General features: G+C 69.2%; 12 protein-coding genes and 1 pseudogene. 6 read left to right on the top strand and 7 right to left on the bottom strand.

The features are described 5' to 3' along the window. Nucleotides 1-99 precede the first annotated feature (99 nt). Complete coding sequence (locus tag ATK30_RS10390) at nucleotides 100-2,469, bottom strand: Tex family protein (RefSeq protein WP_101435412.1); 2,370 nt, start codon at nucleotides 2,467-2,469, stop codon at nucleotides 100-102. Nucleotides 2,470-2,637: 168 nt separating this feature from the next. On the opposite strand from ATK30_RS10390, the gene ATK30_RS10385 reads away from it, so the two are divergent. Further along, nucleotides 2,638-4,131, top strand: coding sequence for a chitinase (locus ATK30_RS10385; RefSeq protein WP_208637314.1), 1,494 nt, complete (start codon nucleotides 2,638-2,640; stop codon nucleotides 4,129-4,131). On the opposite strand, the gene ATK30_RS10380 is transcribed toward ATK30_RS10385, so the two are convergent. Both ATK30_RS10380 and ATK30_RS10375 read right to left on the bottom strand, forming a co-directional pair. Continuing rightward, a complete protein-coding gene (locus ATK30_RS10380; RefSeq protein ID WP_101435411.1) occupies nucleotides 4,103-5,578 on the bottom strand; it encodes a flavin-containing monooxygenase in 1,476 nt (491 codons plus the stop codon). The two genes, ATK30_RS10385 and ATK30_RS10380, sit on opposite strands and share 29 nt — an antisense overlap. A gap of 81 nt (nucleotides 5,579-5,659) precedes the next feature. Beyond that, nucleotides 5,660-6,751: a winged helix DNA-binding domain-containing protein gene (locus ATK30_RS10375; protein WP_101435410.1), complete on the bottom strand. Its 1,092-nt coding sequence runs from the start codon at nucleotides 6,749-6,751 to the stop codon at nucleotides 5,660-5,662. Nucleotides 6,752-6,831: 80 nt separating this feature from the next. Between ATK30_RS10375 and ATK30_RS10370 the strand changes: the two genes are divergently transcribed. From ATK30_RS10370 to ATK30_RS10360, 3 genes and pseudogenes are all read left to right on the top strand, one after another. Then, entirely contained in the window at nucleotides 6,832-7,851 is a 1,020-nt protein-coding gene (locus tag ATK30_RS10370) for an AraC family transcriptional regulator (RefSeq protein ID WP_101435409.1), read from the top strand. A gap of 42 nt (nucleotides 7,852-7,893) precedes the next feature. After that, nucleotides 7,894-8,493 (top strand): TetR/AcrR family transcriptional regulator, encoded by a 600-nt coding sequence (locus ATK30_RS10365; RefSeq protein WP_101435408.1) that lies wholly within the window; start codon nucleotides 7,894-7,896, stop codon nucleotides 8,491-8,493. Between the two features lie 62 nt (nucleotides 8,494-8,555). Then, nucleotides 8,556-9,530 (top strand): annotated as a pseudogene (locus tag ATK30_RS10360) (MFS transporter); the annotation flags it as partial. Between the two features lie 177 nt (nucleotides 9,531-9,707). On the opposite strand, the gene ATK30_RS10355 reads toward ATK30_RS10360, so the two are convergent. Continuing rightward, a complete protein-coding gene (locus ATK30_RS10355; protein ID WP_101435407.1) occupies nucleotides 9,708-10,331 on the bottom strand; it encodes a TetR/AcrR family transcriptional regulator in 624 nt (207 codons plus the stop codon). Nucleotides 10,332-10,567: 236 nt separating this feature from the next. Here ATK30_RS10355 and ATK30_RS10350 point away from each other — a divergent pair, with 236 nt between their 5' ends. Beyond that, nucleotides 10,568-10,780, top strand: coding sequence for a hypothetical protein (locus tag ATK30_RS10350; RefSeq protein ID WP_416332643.1), 213 nt, complete (start codon nucleotides 10,568-10,570; stop codon nucleotides 10,778-10,780). Between the two features lie 97 nt (nucleotides 10,781-10,877). On the opposite strand, the gene ATK30_RS10345 is transcribed toward ATK30_RS10350, so the two are convergent. Continuing rightward, nucleotides 10,878-12,191 carry an MFS transporter gene (locus ATK30_RS10345; RefSeq protein ID WP_101435405.1) on the bottom strand — a complete coding sequence of 438 codons (1,314 nt, stop codon included), beginning with the start codon at nucleotides 12,189-12,191 and terminating at the stop codon, nucleotides 10,878-10,880. Further along, a complete protein-coding gene (locus ATK30_RS10340; RefSeq protein ID WP_101435404.1) occupies nucleotides 12,188-13,414 on the bottom strand; it encodes a M20 metallopeptidase family protein in 1,227 nt (408 codons plus the stop codon). The genes ATK30_RS10345 and ATK30_RS10340 overlap by 4 nt, the downstream gene beginning before the upstream one ends. 119 nt (nucleotides 13,415-13,533) lie before the next feature. Here ATK30_RS10340 and ATK30_RS10335 point away from each other — a divergent pair, with 119 nt between their 5' ends. Next, entirely contained in the window at nucleotides 13,534-14,568 is a 1,035-nt protein-coding gene (locus ATK30_RS10335; protein ID WP_101435403.1) for an Lrp/AsnC family transcriptional regulator, read from the top strand. Here ATK30_RS10335 and ATK30_RS10330 read toward each other — a convergent pair. Further along, nucleotides 14,565-15,512 (bottom strand): GlxA family transcriptional regulator, encoded by a 948-nt coding sequence (locus tag ATK30_RS10330; RefSeq protein WP_101435402.1) that lies wholly within the window; start codon nucleotides 15,510-15,512, stop codon nucleotides 14,565-14,567. The genes ATK30_RS10335 and ATK30_RS10330 overlap by 4 nt on opposite strands. Nucleotides 15,513-15,563: the final 51 nt, after the last annotated feature.

Raw genomic sequence — 15,563 nt, 5'->3', positions numbered from 1 at the left:
GCTAGAGCCCCTCTGGCCCTCCGATTTCGCCGAGGTCCGTGAAGGGCTCCTTGAGGGAATCAGATTCCCTCAAGGAGCCCTTCACGGACGTTCGCTGTGCTACTTGCCGAATCCAGCCCGTCGGAGAGCGTCCGCCATCGCGCCGCCGCCTCCGGAGTCGCGACGGTCCCGGCCACCGCGCTGCTGCGGCTGGTTCCGGCGCTGACCGCCGCCGCCCTGACCGCCGCCCTGGCCGCGGTCCCGTCCGCCGCCACCGCCGCGGTTGGCGCCCGCGCCGGGCTCGTCGTCCAGGCGCAGCGTCAGCGAGATCCGCTTGCGCGGCACGTCGACGTCCAGCACCTTCACCTTGACGATGTCGCCCGGCTTCACGACGTCGCGCGGGTCCTTCACGAAGTTCTTCGACAGCGCCGAAACGTGCGCGAGGCCGTCCTGGTGCACGCCGACGTCGATGAACGCGCCGAACGCGGCCACGTTCGTCACCACGCCCTCCAGCCGCATGCCCGGCTTGAGGTCGGCGATCTTCTCGACGCCCTCGGCGAAGGTCGCGGTCTTGAACGCCGGACGCGGGTCGCGGCCCGGTTTCTCCAGTTCGGCCAGGATGTCGGTGACCGTCGGGAGCCCGAACGTGTCGTCGACGAACTCGGCGGGCTTCAGCGCCTGCAGGGTCCGGGCGTTGCCGATCAGCTCGCGGATGCCGACGCCGGTGCGGTCGAGGATCCGCCGTACGACCGGATAGGCCTCCGGGTGCACCGAGGACGCGTCGAGCGGGTCGTCGCCGTCCGGGATGCGGAGGAAGCCCGCGCACTGCTCGAACGCCTTCGGGCCGAGCCGCGCGACCTCCTTGAGCGCGGTGCGGGTGCGGAACGGGCCGTGGGAGTCGCGGTGCGCCACGATGTTCTCCGCGAGCGACGTCGTGATGCCCGAAACCCGCGTCAGCAGCGGGGCGGACGCGGTGTTCACGTCCACGCCGACCGCGTTCACGCAGTCCTCGACCACCGCGTCCAGCGAACGCGACAGCGACACCTCGGACAGGTCGTGCTGGTACTGGCCGACGCCGATCGACTTCGGGTCGATCTTCACCAGTTCGGCCAGCGGGTCCTGCAGCCGGCGCGCGATCGAGACCGCGCCGCGCAGCGAGACGTCCATGCCCGGCAGCTCCTGCGAAGCGAACGCCGACGCCGAGTACACCGACGCGCCCGCCTCGGACACGACCGCCTTGGTGAGCTTCAGCTCCGGGTGCTTCTTGATCAGCTCGACCGCCAGCTTGTCGGTCTCTCGCGACGCGGTGCCGTTGCCGATCGAGATCAGGTCGACGTTGTGCTTCTTGGCCAGCACCGCCAGTTCGGCGATCGACTGGTCCCATTTGTTCGCCGGCTGGTGCGGGTAGATCACGTGGGTGTCGACGACCTTGCCGGTCGCGTCGACCACGGCCACCTTCACGCCGGTGCGGAAGCCCGGGTCGAGGCCCATCGTCGCGCGGGTGCCCGCCGGGGCGGCCAGCAGCAGGTCGCGCAGGTTCGCCGCGAACACGCGCACGGCGTCGTCCTCGGCCGACTGGCGCAGCCGCATCCGCAGGTCGATGCCCAGGTGCAGGAGGATCTTCGTGCGCCAGGCCCAGCGCACGGTGTCGCCGAGCCATTTGTCCGCCGGGCGGTCCTGCTGGCTGATCCCGAACCGGGCGGCGATGCGCTGTTCGTACTCGGTCGGCCCGACGCGGGGCGGAGCGTCCTCGGCGGGCGGCTCGGAAGGCTCCATCGTGAGGTCGAGGATCTCTTCCTTCTCGCCGCGCAGCATCGCGAGGATCCGGTGCGAGGGGAGTTTGGTGTAGGGCTCGGAGAAGTCGAAGTAGTCGGAGAATTTGGCCCCGTCGGTCTCCTTGCCCGCGCGGACCTTCGACACGAGGTGGCCCTCGGCCCACATCTTCTCGCGCAGCTCGCCGATCAGGTCGGCGTCCTCGGCGAAGCGCTCGACCAGGATGGCGCGCGCGCCGTCGAGGGCGGCCTGCGCGTCGGCGACGCCCTTGTCCGCGTCGACGAACACCGCGGCGGCCGCCTGCGGGTCGGTCGACGGGTCGTTCAGCAGGCCGTCGGCCAGCGGCTCCAGACCGGCCTCGCGGGCGATCTGCGCCTTGGTCCGCCGCTTCGGCTTGTACGGCAGGTAGATGTCCTCCAGCCGCGACTTCGTGTCCGCGGCGAGGATCTGCGCCTCGAGCGCTTCGTCCAGTTTGCCCTGGCTCCGGATGGACTCCAGGACCGCGGCGCGGCGTTCGTCCAGCTCGCGCAGGTAGCGCAGCCGCTCCTCGAGCGTGCGCAGCTGGGCGTCGTCCAGCTCTCCGGTGACTTCCTTGCGGTACCGGGCGATGAACGGCACCGTGGACCCCTCGTCGAGGAGGGTCACGGCGGCCTTGACCTGCCCTTCGCGCACCCCCAGCTCTTCGGCGATCCGCTGCTCGACCGACTGCACGCTCAAAACCAGGCTCCTGCTTCGTCTCGGGTTGCTCCGAGCCTGCATTCTGCCGCTGCCCGCCCGGCCCGCTGCGGATGGCCCGCCGAAGCACCTCCGGAAGTTCCTTGACATCCGTATTGGTCTAGTCCATTTTGAGGTGATCTGGCTCACTGTCCCTGCGGAGGTCTGCCCGTGTCCCCACACCCGTCCCCCCGGCGGCTGCCTGCCCTGGTGTCCTTGCTGGCCTCGGTCGCGCTCGCGCTCGGAGTCACGCTCGTCCTCGGCACCACCAGCGCGTCGGCCGCGAACATCCTCGCCAATCCCGGCTTCGAGAGCGGCTCGCTCTCCGGCTGGACCTGCACCGGCACCGCGTCAGTCGTCTCGACCCAGGCGCACGGCGGCAGCCATTCGCTGAGCGCGGCGCCCTCCAGCTCCGACACCGGGCAGTGCTCCCAGCAGGTCACCGTGCAGCCCAACACCGCGTACCAGCTGTCCGCGTGGGTCCAGGGCAGCTACGTCTACCTCGGCGTTTCCGGCTCGGCCTCGCAGAACACCTGGACGCCCGGCACGACCGGCTGGCAGCAGCTCAGCCTGAGCTTCACTACTGGCGCGTCCACGAGCCTCACGGTGTACCTGCACGGCTGGTACGGCCAGCCCGCCTACCTCGCCGACGACGTGAACCTCGACGGCCCGGGCACCCCGCCCACGACGTCCACGAACCCAACGACGCCGACGACGCCCACCACTTCGACCACGACACCGACGACGACCACCAGTACGCCGCCGCACAACGGCGACCTGCCGAAGCACATCCTCACCGGCTACTGGCAGAACTTCGACAACGGCGCGAAGACGCTGAAGCTCGCTGACGTGCCCACGACGTACAACGTCATCGCGGTCGCCTTCGCCGACGCCACCACCACGCCCGGCGCGGTGAGCTTCACGCTCGACCCGGACCTGTCGGCGAAGCTCGGCGGCTACACCGACGCGCAGTTCCGCGCGGACATCAAGACCGTGCAGGCGCGCGGCCAGAAGGTGATCATCTCGGTCGGCGGCGAGAAGGGCACGATCAGCGTCGGTGACAGCCAGTCGGCGAGCAACTTCGCCAACTCGGTGAAGCAGCTGATCTCGACGTACGGCTTCGACGGCGTCGACATCGACCTGGAGAACGGCATCAACGCCACCTACATGGGACAAGCGCTGCGCAGCATTCACGACGGCGGCGGTTCGGTGCTCACCATGGCACCGCAGACCATCGACATGCAGTCCACCCAGGGTGGCTACTTTCAGCTGGCGCTGAACGTCAAGGACATCCTCACCGTCGTCAACATGCAGTACTACAACTCGGGCGCGATGAACGGCTGCAACGGAAACGTCTACTCCCAGGGCACGGTCGACTTCCTCACCGCGCTCTCGTGCATCCAGCTGCAGGGCGGCCTGCGAGCCGACCAGGTCGCGTTCGGGCTGCCTGCTTCAGGCTCGGCGGCCGGCGGCGGGTACCAATCGCCGTCGAACGTCGTCTCGGCGATGAACTGCATGGCGAAGGGCACCGACTGCGCGTCCTTCAAGCCGTCGGCGACGTACCCGGAGTTCCGCGGCGCGATGACCTGGTCCATCAACTGGGACGCGTCGAACGGCTACTCCTTCGCCAACACGGTCAGCGCGGGGCTGAAGAACCTGCCCTGACCGAACGCACCAGGTAGTCGGCCGGGTCGAGGGCCCTGGTCCGGCGGTCGTATTCGGTGACCAGCCCGGGCCAGTTGGTGCTCACCCGGCCGTTTTCCTGCCGGTACCAGCTGGTGCACCCGCTCCAGACGCTGTGCGAGAGCCGCGCTTGCACCTCGCGGTCGTAACGCTCCTCGACCTCGGCGCGCACCTCCAGCGACGCCACGTCCGGCCGCGCGAGGTGCTCGACGGCCTGGCGGAGATAGCGCGCTTGCCGCTCGATCATGTAGATGATCGAACCGGCCCCGAGGTTCGTGTTGGGACCGTAGACGCAGAACATGTTCGGGAATCCCGGCACTGTCATGCCGAGGTACGCCCGCGCGCCGCCGCGCCACGCCTCGGCCAGCGACTGGCCGTCGCGGCCGAGCACCTTCATCGGGCCGAGGAATTCCGTCGCTTTGAACCCGGTGCCGTAGATCAGCACGTCCGCCTCGTGCTCAACGCCGTCCGCGGTGCGCACGCCGCGCGGGGTGATCTCCTCGATCGAGGACGTTTCGACCGAGACGTTCGGCTGGGCGAGTGCGGGCAGGTAGTCGTTGGTGAACAGGATCCGCTTGCAGCCCAACGGATAGTCCGGCTTGACCTTGCGGCGCAGCGCGCGGTCCCTGAGATGACGACGGCGCAATTGGGCGGCGCGCAGTTCGAACATCTTGGTCAGCAACGGGTGCCGCGTCATGCCGTAGGTCGCGTACTCGGCGAGCAGGAAGATCCGCGCGCGGCCGAAGAGCTGCGTCTTCGGCAGGCGGCGGAAAAGCCGCTTCTGCCAGTCCGCGTAGCGGCCGTCGTTCTTGGCCAGGATGTACGGCGGGGTGCGCTGGAAGACGGTGACGTGCGCGGCTTCCTTGCGGATCTCCGGCACGAACTGGATCGCGCTCGCGCCGGTGCCGATCACCGCGATCCGTTTGCCCGCCAACGGGACTTCGTGGTTCCACTCGGCGGAATGGAACGCCGCGCCGGCGAAGGTTTCGCGGCCGGGGATCGACGGCCGGGCGGGCCGGGAAAGCTGGCCGACGGCGGGCACGAAGACGTCGGCCTCGAAGGTTTCGCCTTGCGCGGTCTCGATCCGCCAGCGGCCGTGGTCGTAGGTCGCGGACGTGACCTCGCGGCCGTACCGGATGTGCGGTTCGATGCCGTATTTCGCGATCACGCGCTTGAGGTAGGCATGGATGTCCGGCTGCATCGCGTACCTCTTCGGCCAGTCCGGATTCGGCTCGAAGGAGAACGAGTACAGCGGCGACGGGATGTCGCAGGCCGCGCCGGGATAGGTGTTCTCGCGCCACACGCCGCCCGGTTCGGCCGCCCGCTCCAGGATCGTGATGTTCGGGAAACCGGCGCGCTTCAGCTCGATCGCGGCGCCGATTCCACCGAACCCGGTGCCCACGATCAGCACCGACGGGGTGTCGTCCATAGCCCGAAGCTACGCAGGCGGCCGCCGGTGCGGAAGGGCACGAACGGCCACTCGATCGAGAATTCCGGCCAGCGGACGCGGCTACTCGCGCACGAGCCGGACCTCGTGGGTCTTGCCGGGCTCGGCCCACCCGAGCAGCTTGCGCCCGGCGCTCTCCAATGCGGAGGTGTCGCGTTTCGGGAGGCGTTCGAACGGTGTGAGAACCAGCGTCGCCGACTCGCGGGTGCTCGTGGTTTCCCAGATCCCGCGGACCCGGCCGTCGACCAGCAGGGTGCCTTTCACCAGGCCGTTGACGGTGATGACGCGTTTGCGGTGCTCGTCGCTGAGCATCCGGGTGCGGTCGGCGTAGGACAGCAGCGTCTGGTCGAACGGGCCCAGCAGCCGCGGCGGGGCGGGCGTGTCCTCGTCGGGCATCGTGGCGTCCGGCAGGTCGTAGAGCGTGCGGCCTGCGGGATCGAGGTAGGTGCGCAGGTCCATCTGCTCGACCACCTCGCCAAGCTTCGTGATGCCAGCCCACGTCTGCATGTCCGCCACCGTCGCCGGACCGAACGCGGCGAGATAGCGGCGGATCAGTTCGGCGGCGGACGGTTCGGGCGCGGCGACGCCTTCGAGCCAGTGGTGCGCGACCTGGTAGGTCGGCTGCCCGGCCTTGCCCCACACTCCGCGCGGCGGGATCTGCACGAGCGGCAGGACAGCGCGGACCAGGAACATCAGCGACGCGGCCGGGGTCTCCGGATAGTGCTCGACCAGCGCCTTGCCGAGCTGATCGCTCGAGTACGGCCGTTCGCGCAGCAGTTCGCGGGTCGTCTTCGCCACTGCGTCGTGGTCGAGTTTGGCCAGCGCCTCCCGGTGCTGGTTGACTGCAGTCAGGGCGCGGTCCATGACGATTTGCACCAGCGGCCGCCAAGCGAGCGCGTCGGCGGCGGGGACGAGGTGCACCGTGCCGCGCATCAGCACCATCCGCACGACGCTGCGGTCGAGCAGCAGGCTCGAGAGATCGTCCGGCCGGAAACGCTGGAGGCGGCACCACAGCGCGTAATACGGCGGGAACGGCGCTTGCGCCTGCAGCCCGGCGAGGTGCGCGACGGCGTCGAGAACCGGCATTTTGGCGGGCTTCAGGAGCAACTGCCGGTCGAGGGTCGCGCGGTTGAGGACGCGGTGGGAAAGGTGCACGGCGGGAGCTTAACGAGCAACCCGGACAGTTTTGGCCCTCGATCGGCACGCGGATGGCCGGTTGATCCATAATTTCGGCCATGGCCGAGCTAGCGGCACCCGCCATCCGCGACTGGGACTTCCCGCGCGGCACCGCGAGTGTGCTGCTCATGCACCGCTTCGCCGAGGAACACGGCGTCTCGCTGCCCGGGGTGCCGGTCGAGGAACTGCGCGCGCCGGACCGTCAGCTCGACGCTCGGCAGGAGCTGGCTGTCGTCCGCGCGTTGCTGTCGACGGTCGGCTCGGGCGACGACGTCGCGCTCAGCCTCGGCTGCCGGTACCGCGTGACGACGTTCGGCATCTTCGGTTTCGCCTGCATCAGCAGCCCGACGATGCGCGACGCGATGGTGTTCGCCTTGCGCTACTTGGATTTGTCCTTCACCTTCTGCATTCCGCACGTCGAGCTGGACTCGGCCGGACTCCGTCTGGTGCTGGACGATTCGCGGGTGCCGGACGACGTCGCCCGGTTCCTCGCCTTGCGCGACCTGTCCGCGATCTGCACCGTCATGCGGGATCTTCTGCCGGAAATCTCCTTGGCGCGGACGGAGTTCCGCTTCCCGTCGTCGTCCTTTGTGGACGCTTACCGGACTGCTTTCGGCGTCGACCCGGTTTTCGGTGCGGCCGAGCACCGGGTCACCCTCGATCCGGCGCTGGTGAATCTTCCGTTGCCGCAAGCCAACGAGCAAACCGTCGCGCTGTGCGCCGCGCAGTGCGACGCCCTGGTCGCCCGCCGCCGTACGCGCTCGGGAGTCCCGCAGCTGGTGCGGGAACGGCTGGTGCGGCTCGGCGGGGCAGACGCCGGGATGGACGAGATCGCCCGTCAGCTGACCCTCAGCACGCGAACGCTGCGACGGCGGCTGACCGAGGCGGGCACCGGCTACCGGCAGCTACTCGACGAGGTTCGCCAGACGCTCGCGGAAGAAATGCTCGACACCGGCGCGCTGTCCGTCGACGACGTCGCCCTGCGCCTGGGCTACGCCGAAGCGTCGAGCTTCATCTACGCCTTCAAGCGCTGGACCGGCACGACGCCCGCGGCGTACGCGAGGCGCAAGCACCGCTAGTGGTTATGGACACTTCGTTACACAATGTCGTAGGCTCCCCGCATGGCTCGACCGCGCACTTTCGATCGCGAGCAAGTGCTCACCGCCGCCACCGACCTGTTCTGGCGGCGGGGCTTTCACGCGACCAGCGCCGAAGAACTGTGCCAGGTGACCGGTCTTGGCCGCAGCAGCCTGTACAACACCTTCGGCAGCAAGGGTGCGCTGTTCGCCGAGTGTCTCGCCCGCTATCTCGACGCCACCGCGCAGGCGACGGCCGAGGTGATCGCGAGGAAGGGTGGTGCGGTGGCGCGCATCGAGGCTTACCTGACGAACGTGGTCCTTGAGGAAGCCGAGCGGTCGAGCGCCGGTGCGCCGAGCGGATGTCTCGCGGTCAATTCCGTCGCCGAGCTGGCTGGCGACACCGAGAATGTGGAGTTTCTGGAGCAGGTCGCTCGCGATACCGAGGCCCGGTTGCGCCTGCTGACCGACCTGTTACGCGCAGGTCAGGCAGCTGGCGAAGTCACCGCTGAGGTTCCGGCGGAAGGCTTGGCCGCGTATGTGAACGCCAGCGTCGCCGGGCTGCGGATCTCCGCCCAAGGCGGTGCGCCGCTGGCCCGGCTGGCCGACATCGTCCAGGCGGCCACCCGCGCGCTTCGCCCGTAACCCCTTTGAGCGGCTTAGCGCTGGCCGAGTTTTGAACCGATCGTTACAGGAAAGGGCCTCCCATGTCCACGCCCCCAGTGCCGCCCGCGGTCTACGTACTGGCTGCTGGCATCTTCGCCATGGTCACCAGCGAATTCGCGGTCGCCGGACTGATGCCGCAGCTCGCCGCCGGACTCGGCGTCGACGTCGCGCAGATCGGCTACCTCATCACCGTGTTCGCCGTCGCGATGGCGGTGGGCGGTCCGGTGCTGACGCTGGCGTTGCTGCGCATCCGGCCCAAAGCCGCGCTGATGGTCGTCTTCGCCGTGTTCTTGGCTGGCAACCTGGTGGCCGCGCTCGCGACGACGTACTCGGCGATGGTGGTCGCCCGGGTGATCAGCGGGGTCGCCTCGCAAGCCTTCTTCGGCATCGCGATTTCCCTGTGCGGGCAGCTGGTCGAAGAACGCGTGCGCGGCCGGGCGATCGGCGTCGCGATGAACGGCCTGATGCTCGGCACTTTGCTCGGGCTGCCGCTGGCGACCTTCGCGGGCGGATATTACGGCTGGCGGGCGGCATTTTGGACAATCACCCTGCTGACCGTGCTCGCCGCGCTGCTGACTCAGTTCCAGGTGCGCGACCCCGCCCCGTCCGGGCAGGCCCAGCCGCGGGAAACCGCCGACCTGCGCGTTTTCCGCCGTCCGCAGCTGATTCTCGCGCTCGTCTCCAGCACGTTGATCATCGGCGCGACGTTTTCCGCGTTCAGCTTTTTCACCCCGATCCTGACCCAGGTCAGCGGGTTTTCGCCGGACACGGTTCCGGTGCTGCTGCTCGGCTACGGCGCGGCGACCGTCGTCGGCAACAGCATCGTTGGCCGGCTGGCCGATCGGCACACCGTGCTGACGCTCGCGGTCGGCACTCTCCTGAACGCGGCGTTCCTCACCGGCTTCGCGCTGTTCACCGACGTACCCGCGGCGGCACTGGCGTTCCTGCTGGCGATCGGGCTGGCCGGCGTGACGATGAACCCGGCGATGGCGGTGCGGGTGCAACGGGCCGGGAACACCAGTCCGCTGGTCAACACGGTGCATTCGTCGTTCATCACGCTCGGGGTCATGCTCGGCTCGTCCGGCGGAGCGAGCCTGATCGAGCCGTACGGCCTGCGCGCCGATCGTGCTCGGCGCCGCGATGGCCGTGGCTGCAATCCTGACCATTTTGCCCGCCTGGCGCCGGGGTGCGGCTCAGCCGGTGCCGCGTGCTCCGGAGGTCTGCTGCGCCAGCACGGCCGGATAGGTGGTTTCCAGCAGCTGCACCAGCGATTCCACCAGGAAGGCGCGCAGTTCGGCCCGGTCCAGCGTGCCGCGGACCAGCCATTCCCGGGACGCGGCGCGCAACATCCCGCCGTACGCGCGGATCATCGCCCGCAGCTGCGGATGTCCGTGGGCGGGCAGCAGGGCCGCGGCGAGCACGCGGTCGGCGGCGATCTCGTCCGCTTCCCGCAGGATCTGCTCGACCTCCGGGTCGTGCGCCGCGTCGATCACGGTGAGCCAGGCGTCGCGATTGCGTTCCACGACGTCGATCCACCGGTCGATGCCCACCTCCAGCCGCAGCCGGGGCGGACCGTCCGGAAGCGCGTCGACCACCGGGGCGGGCACGATCGTCATTTGGCGCACCACTTCGAGATACAACTCGCGTTTGCCGCCGAAATAGTGGTTGATCAGCGGACGGGCGACCCCCGCGGCGGCCGCGATGTCCGAAGTGGACACCGAAGAGTAGCTGCCCGCGCCGAAGCACCGCCGGGCCGCGGCGAGGATCTCGGCGCGCCGCTGCTCGGGGTCCAGCCGCCGCCGGGGTCCGCTGCTCACCGGGCCAGCCTCTCCGCCGGGCAAGGTTGTTGTCAACACGTTGCGAAGCAGGCGTACGTGTCGTCACCGAATGCCGTTACCCAACCGGAACAACCGGCCGGTAACTCGGGCCGCCCCGGCCGCGACCCATCAGCCGGGGGGACCTGGGGCGAGCGGAGCGGGCGATGGACGGCACGGACCAGCCTGAGCCGTCCGGCCGGTGGGTCGGGGTGCGGCTGCACCACCGGCACGTCCGGATGGACGACCGGCCCTGCGCGACCGGCTGCCCGGAGGACGAGCTGACGGTGTCGTATCCGGGGATACTGATCAGCAGCTACGACAACGGCGAGCTGGTGGAGGAGCGCTGGATCCCGCTGGGAGCCGAGCCGAGCGAGGAAGACGACGAAGCGCTGATCGACCAGCTGCGCGAGGCGCTGTGGTGGCAGCTCGGCGATAGTCAGGACAGCTGAAGCACGCCAGCGGTCCGTGAGGGGAACTCTCCCGGAATCAGGGTTCCCCTCACGGACTTTTCCGCCGTCGTGAGCAGTCCACTGTGGACGGGCGGGCTTACGTTCCTGACCCGGTGACCGCCCGGTCGACGGGCTCCGTCTTCTCCCTCAGGTCGACGCCCCGGGTCTCCGGAAGCGTGAACGTGACCAGCGCGCTGATCACCATCAGCACGATCCCGTAAATGATGAACAGCGACGGATGTCCGTTCCCGGCGAACAACGTCTGCAGGTACGGCGCCGTGCCACCGAAGGCCGCGACTGCGATCGAGTACGGCACGCCGACGCCGACCGCTCGGATGCGGGTCGGGAAGATTTCCGCGTAGACCGCCGGGCCGATGGACGAGAACCCGGCCATGAAGAGCAGCGCGATCGACATCGCCACGAACAGCTGCCACGGCTCGTGCCCGACCATCGCGTTCAGCGGGAAGCTCAGCAGGAGCAGGCCGGCGATCGCGATGAACAACACCGGCTTGCGGCCGATGCGGTCGGACACGATGCCCCACAACGGCAAGGCGATCAGGAAGACCACGTTCGCGAACACGCCCGCCCAGAGCGCGCCGGTAGGGGGAACGCCCCGCACGGTGATCGCGTACGACGGCGCGGCGACGGCCCACATGTAGTAGATGACCGTCGCGCCGACGGTCAGCCCGACGACCTGCGCGAGCAGCTTCGGGTTCTTCTTGATCGTCTGCCAGATCTGGCCCTTTTCCTTCGCGGCATTGTTCTTCGAAGCCTGGAACACCTCGGTCTCGCGCATGCGCAGCCGCACGTAGAGCGAGTAGAGCCCGAAGACGCCACCGAGGATGAACGGGATCCGCCAGCCGAAGGAGAGCATCTGCTGGTGGCTCAGCACCCCGGAGAGGACCGCGCCCAGCAGGGTGCCGACAAGCACGCCGCAGGTGCCGGAGAAGTAGATGAGGCTCGACCACAGCCCGCGGCGGGCGGGCGGCGCGACCTCGGCGATGTAGGTCTGCGCGGACGGCAGTTCACCGCCGTGCGCGAGGCCCTGGGCCAGCCGCGCGACCACGAGGATCACCGACGCCCACACGCCGATTTGGCCGTACGTCGGGGAAAGGCCGATGACCAGGCTGCCCGCGGCGGCGATCGCGACGGTCAGCGCCATCGCCAGCTGACGGCCCTTGCGGTCGGCGACCCAGCCGAACACCCAGCCGCCGATCGGCCGTGCGGCGAATCCGACCGCGAACACCGCCAGCGTGCTCAGCAGCGCCGAAACCGCACTGTGGGCGTTGAAGAACTGCGAGGCGAAGAACGACGCGAACGTCGCGTAGACGTTCCAGTCGAACCATTCCATCGCGTTGCCGGCACCGAGCCCGAACAGGGTGCGGCGACGGTCTGGGACCACAGTTGTCATCGCAGTGCTCCTTCGGCGAAACGGTCGAGACGGCGGACGGCGAGTTCGGCGTAGACGGTGGCGGCGCGCGACAGCACGGACGGGTCGAAATCGGCGTACGGGCTGTGGTTGTTGGGCGCGGTGTGCGGTTCGAGGCCCGGCATCAGCGCGCCGAGCCCGAGGAACGTGCCCGGCACCGCGGCGAGCACGCGGGAGAAGTCCTCGGAACCGGCGACCGGATTGGGCAGTTCGGTGTAGTACTGCTCGCCAATCGTCTCGCGGACGACCTCGGCCCCGAACGCTGTCTCGTCGACATCCGTGACAGTCACCGGGTATTCGTTCTCGAACACGACGTCCGCGGTGACGCCGTTCGCCCGCGCGACACCGTCGATGGTCTCGCGAATGGTGGTGTCGAGCAGGGCAGCAGTGTCGTCGGAGAAGCAACGGACGGTCGCTTCGAACTCTGCCGTCGCGGGGATGACGTTGCGCTTGGTGCCACCGCGGATGACGCCGACGGTGAGCACCGCCGGGTCGAAGATGTCCAACCGGCGCGTGATCATGGTCTGGAGGGCGGTGATCATCGCCGCGGCGGCGGAGATCGGGTCCTTGGCGCGGTGCGGCATCGACCCGTGCCCGCCTTCGCCGTGCACCGTCACGAGCAGCTTGTGCGAGGCCGACATCAGCGTCCCGGGACGGCTGGCGAACTGGCCGCTGGGGAGCATCGACGAGAAGACGTGGAGCCCGTACGCGGCGTCGACGCGTCGGCCAGCGGCGTCGAGCACGCCTTCCTTCAGCATCACGCCCGCGCCGTCCCAGCCTTCCTCGCCGGGCTGGAACATCAGCACGACGTCGCCGTTGAGCCGGTCGCGGTGCGTGTGGAGCAGCCGGGCCGCGCCGACCAGCGACGTGGTGTGCAAATCGTGGCCGCACGCGTGCATCGCGCCGTTGGTAGCGGCGAAATCGAGCCCGGTCGCCTCCTGGACCGGGAGCGCGTCCATGTCTGCTCGCAACAGGACCGTGCGCGGCTCGGCCGAATCGCGGGCGGAGCCCTCGCCGCGGAGCACCGCGGTGACCGACGTCGTGTCGGTTCCGGTGGAGATCTCCAGCCCGAGCCCGTCGAGTTCGCGCAGGACCCGTTCCTGGGTGCGCGGCAGGTCGAGACCGATCTCGGGCTCGCGGTGCAGATCCTGGCGCAGCCGCGCCAGGTCGTCCTGCTGGCTGCGGGCGTCTTCGTGGAGATCCACCGGCTCGGCTCCTCTTCGTTGGGGAACGGCGTCTTGGTGGTCGAGTGTGCGAACTCACGTCCGATATCGCGTTAGAGTTGTCGGAATCGCTCGCGAACCGGCCTTCTGGAGAAGAAACAGTGATCGACTCGCTGGAGGAGGAAGATTTTTCGCTCATCCACGCGCTGCAACTGCGCCCTCGCGCCACCTGGACGCAGCTGGCCGCGGCGCTCGACTCGTCGCCGGTGACGCTGGCCCGGCGCTGGGAGCGCCTGCGCGACGGGGGAGCGGCCTGGGTGACGGCGTATCCGCACGTGCCCGGGCTGTACCAGGTGCAGGCCGCGTACGTGGAAATCCGCTGCGCGAGCGGCCAGGTGCGAGAGCTGACCCGTGAGCTCGCGAAGTGGTCTTCGGTGGCCAGTATCGAGGAAGCTTCGCGCGAGTACAGCCTGGTGCTGACGGTTTTCGGCCTCGGCCTGCGCGACCTGTCGGCGCTGCTGCTGGACGCGATCCCCAGCCTGCCCGGAGTGCTCAACACGCGCTCGCACCTGGCGTCGCGGCTGCACGTCGAGGGCAGCTCGTGGCGAGTAGGCGCGCTGGACCGGCGGCGCGTGCAGGCACTGTCGCAACTCCCGTCAATCGGCGGCGGGCGGATGGCCAAACTGCAGCCGTGGGAAGAGCCTTACGCCCCGCTGACCGTCGCGCTGGGCGAGGACGGCCGGCGCAGCGCCGCGGACCTCGCGCGGATCACCGGACGTCCGGTCTCGACTGTGCGCCGCCAGCTCGGACACCTGCTGAGCGCCGATGCGCTGATGTTCCGCTGCGAGATCGCGCAGGGGCTGACGCCGTCGCCGGTCGTGGTCAACTGGTGGTGCCAGGTGCCGGTGGCGCACGTGTCGACGTGCGTGGACCGGTTGCGTGCCAACCCGACTGTCCGGCAGATCGCGAGTTTGCCCGGTCCGGCGAATCTTCTCGTGACCACGTGGATGCGGTCGATCGAGGAATCGATGCGGATGCAGGAGCATCTGGAGCAGGATCTCGCGCCGCTGTCGGTGGTGGACTCGGCACTGGTCCTGCGGACGGTCAAGCGGATGGGGTGGCTGCTGGACGATTTGGGGCGCAGCAAGGGATTCGTGGTGACCATGCCCGCTCCTTCTCCGGAGAAAGCGCCTTAGGCCAGCCGGAACGTCGCACGGTATTCGGACGGCGAGACGCCGAGCGCGTCGCGGAAGTGCCGGCGCAGGGTGGCTGCGCTGCCCATTCCGCAGCTCGCGGCGATCTGGTCGACCGAGGAATCCGTGCGCTCCAGCAGTTCCTGTGCCCGGGCGAGGCGTTGCTGGTGCAGCCAGCTCAGCGGTGCGGAACCGAATTCGGCGCGCATCCGGCGGGCGAGTTGCCGGGAGCTGAGCCCGGCGTGGCGGGCGAGGTCGACGACCGTGAGGGGTTGGTCCAGCCGGGAGCGCGCCCACTCCGCGGTGCGCGCCAGGCCGGAACCGTCGGGAGAAGGCGGCGGGGACACGAATTGCGCTTGGCCGCCGTGCCGGTGCGGCGGGACGACCAGCCGGCGGCCGAGGTCGTTGGCGACCGCCGCGCCCAGGTCGCGCCGCACCAGGTGCAGGCACAGGTCGAGGGCTGCCGTCTTGCCCGCCGAGGTGAGGATGTCGCCCTCGTCGACGTAAAGCACATCGGCGCGCACTTTCACCCGCGGATAGCGGCGAGCCAGTTGGTCGGCGTGCATCCAGTGCGTTGTCGCGATCCGGTCGTCCAGCAGTCCCGCCTCGGCCAGGACGAACGAGCCGGTGCACAGCGCCGCGATCCGGACCCCGCTCGCGTGCGCCTCCCGAAGAGCGGCCGCGAGCGCCGGATCGATCTCCTCGCCAGGGGAATCCGTCGACGGGACCACGATCAGGTCGGCGGCGGCTTCGCCGATCTCCGAGACGCCGATCGCGGGCAGATGCGGCAGCCAGTGCCGTGGCGAACGGTCAGGGCAGGCCACGACGACGTCGTACCAGGCACCGGTGGGGGAGAGGTCCGAACGGTCGACGCCGAAGACCTCGGCCGCGATCGCGACCTCGTACAGCATCGCGTGCTCGTGCAGGACCAGCACCAGACGGGGCATGTCCGATACTGTACGCAACTCGTCCTTTCAGACACTCACCAGTCGCGCGGG

This window comes from Amycolatopsis echigonensis (assembly GCF_002846615.1).
Taxonomy (GTDB): Bacteria; Actinomycetota; Actinomycetes; order Mycobacteriales; family Pseudonocardiaceae; genus Amycolatopsis; species Amycolatopsis echigonensis.
Note: the sequence above shows the minus strand (reverse complement) of the source record. Positions and strands in the feature narration are given on the sequence as shown.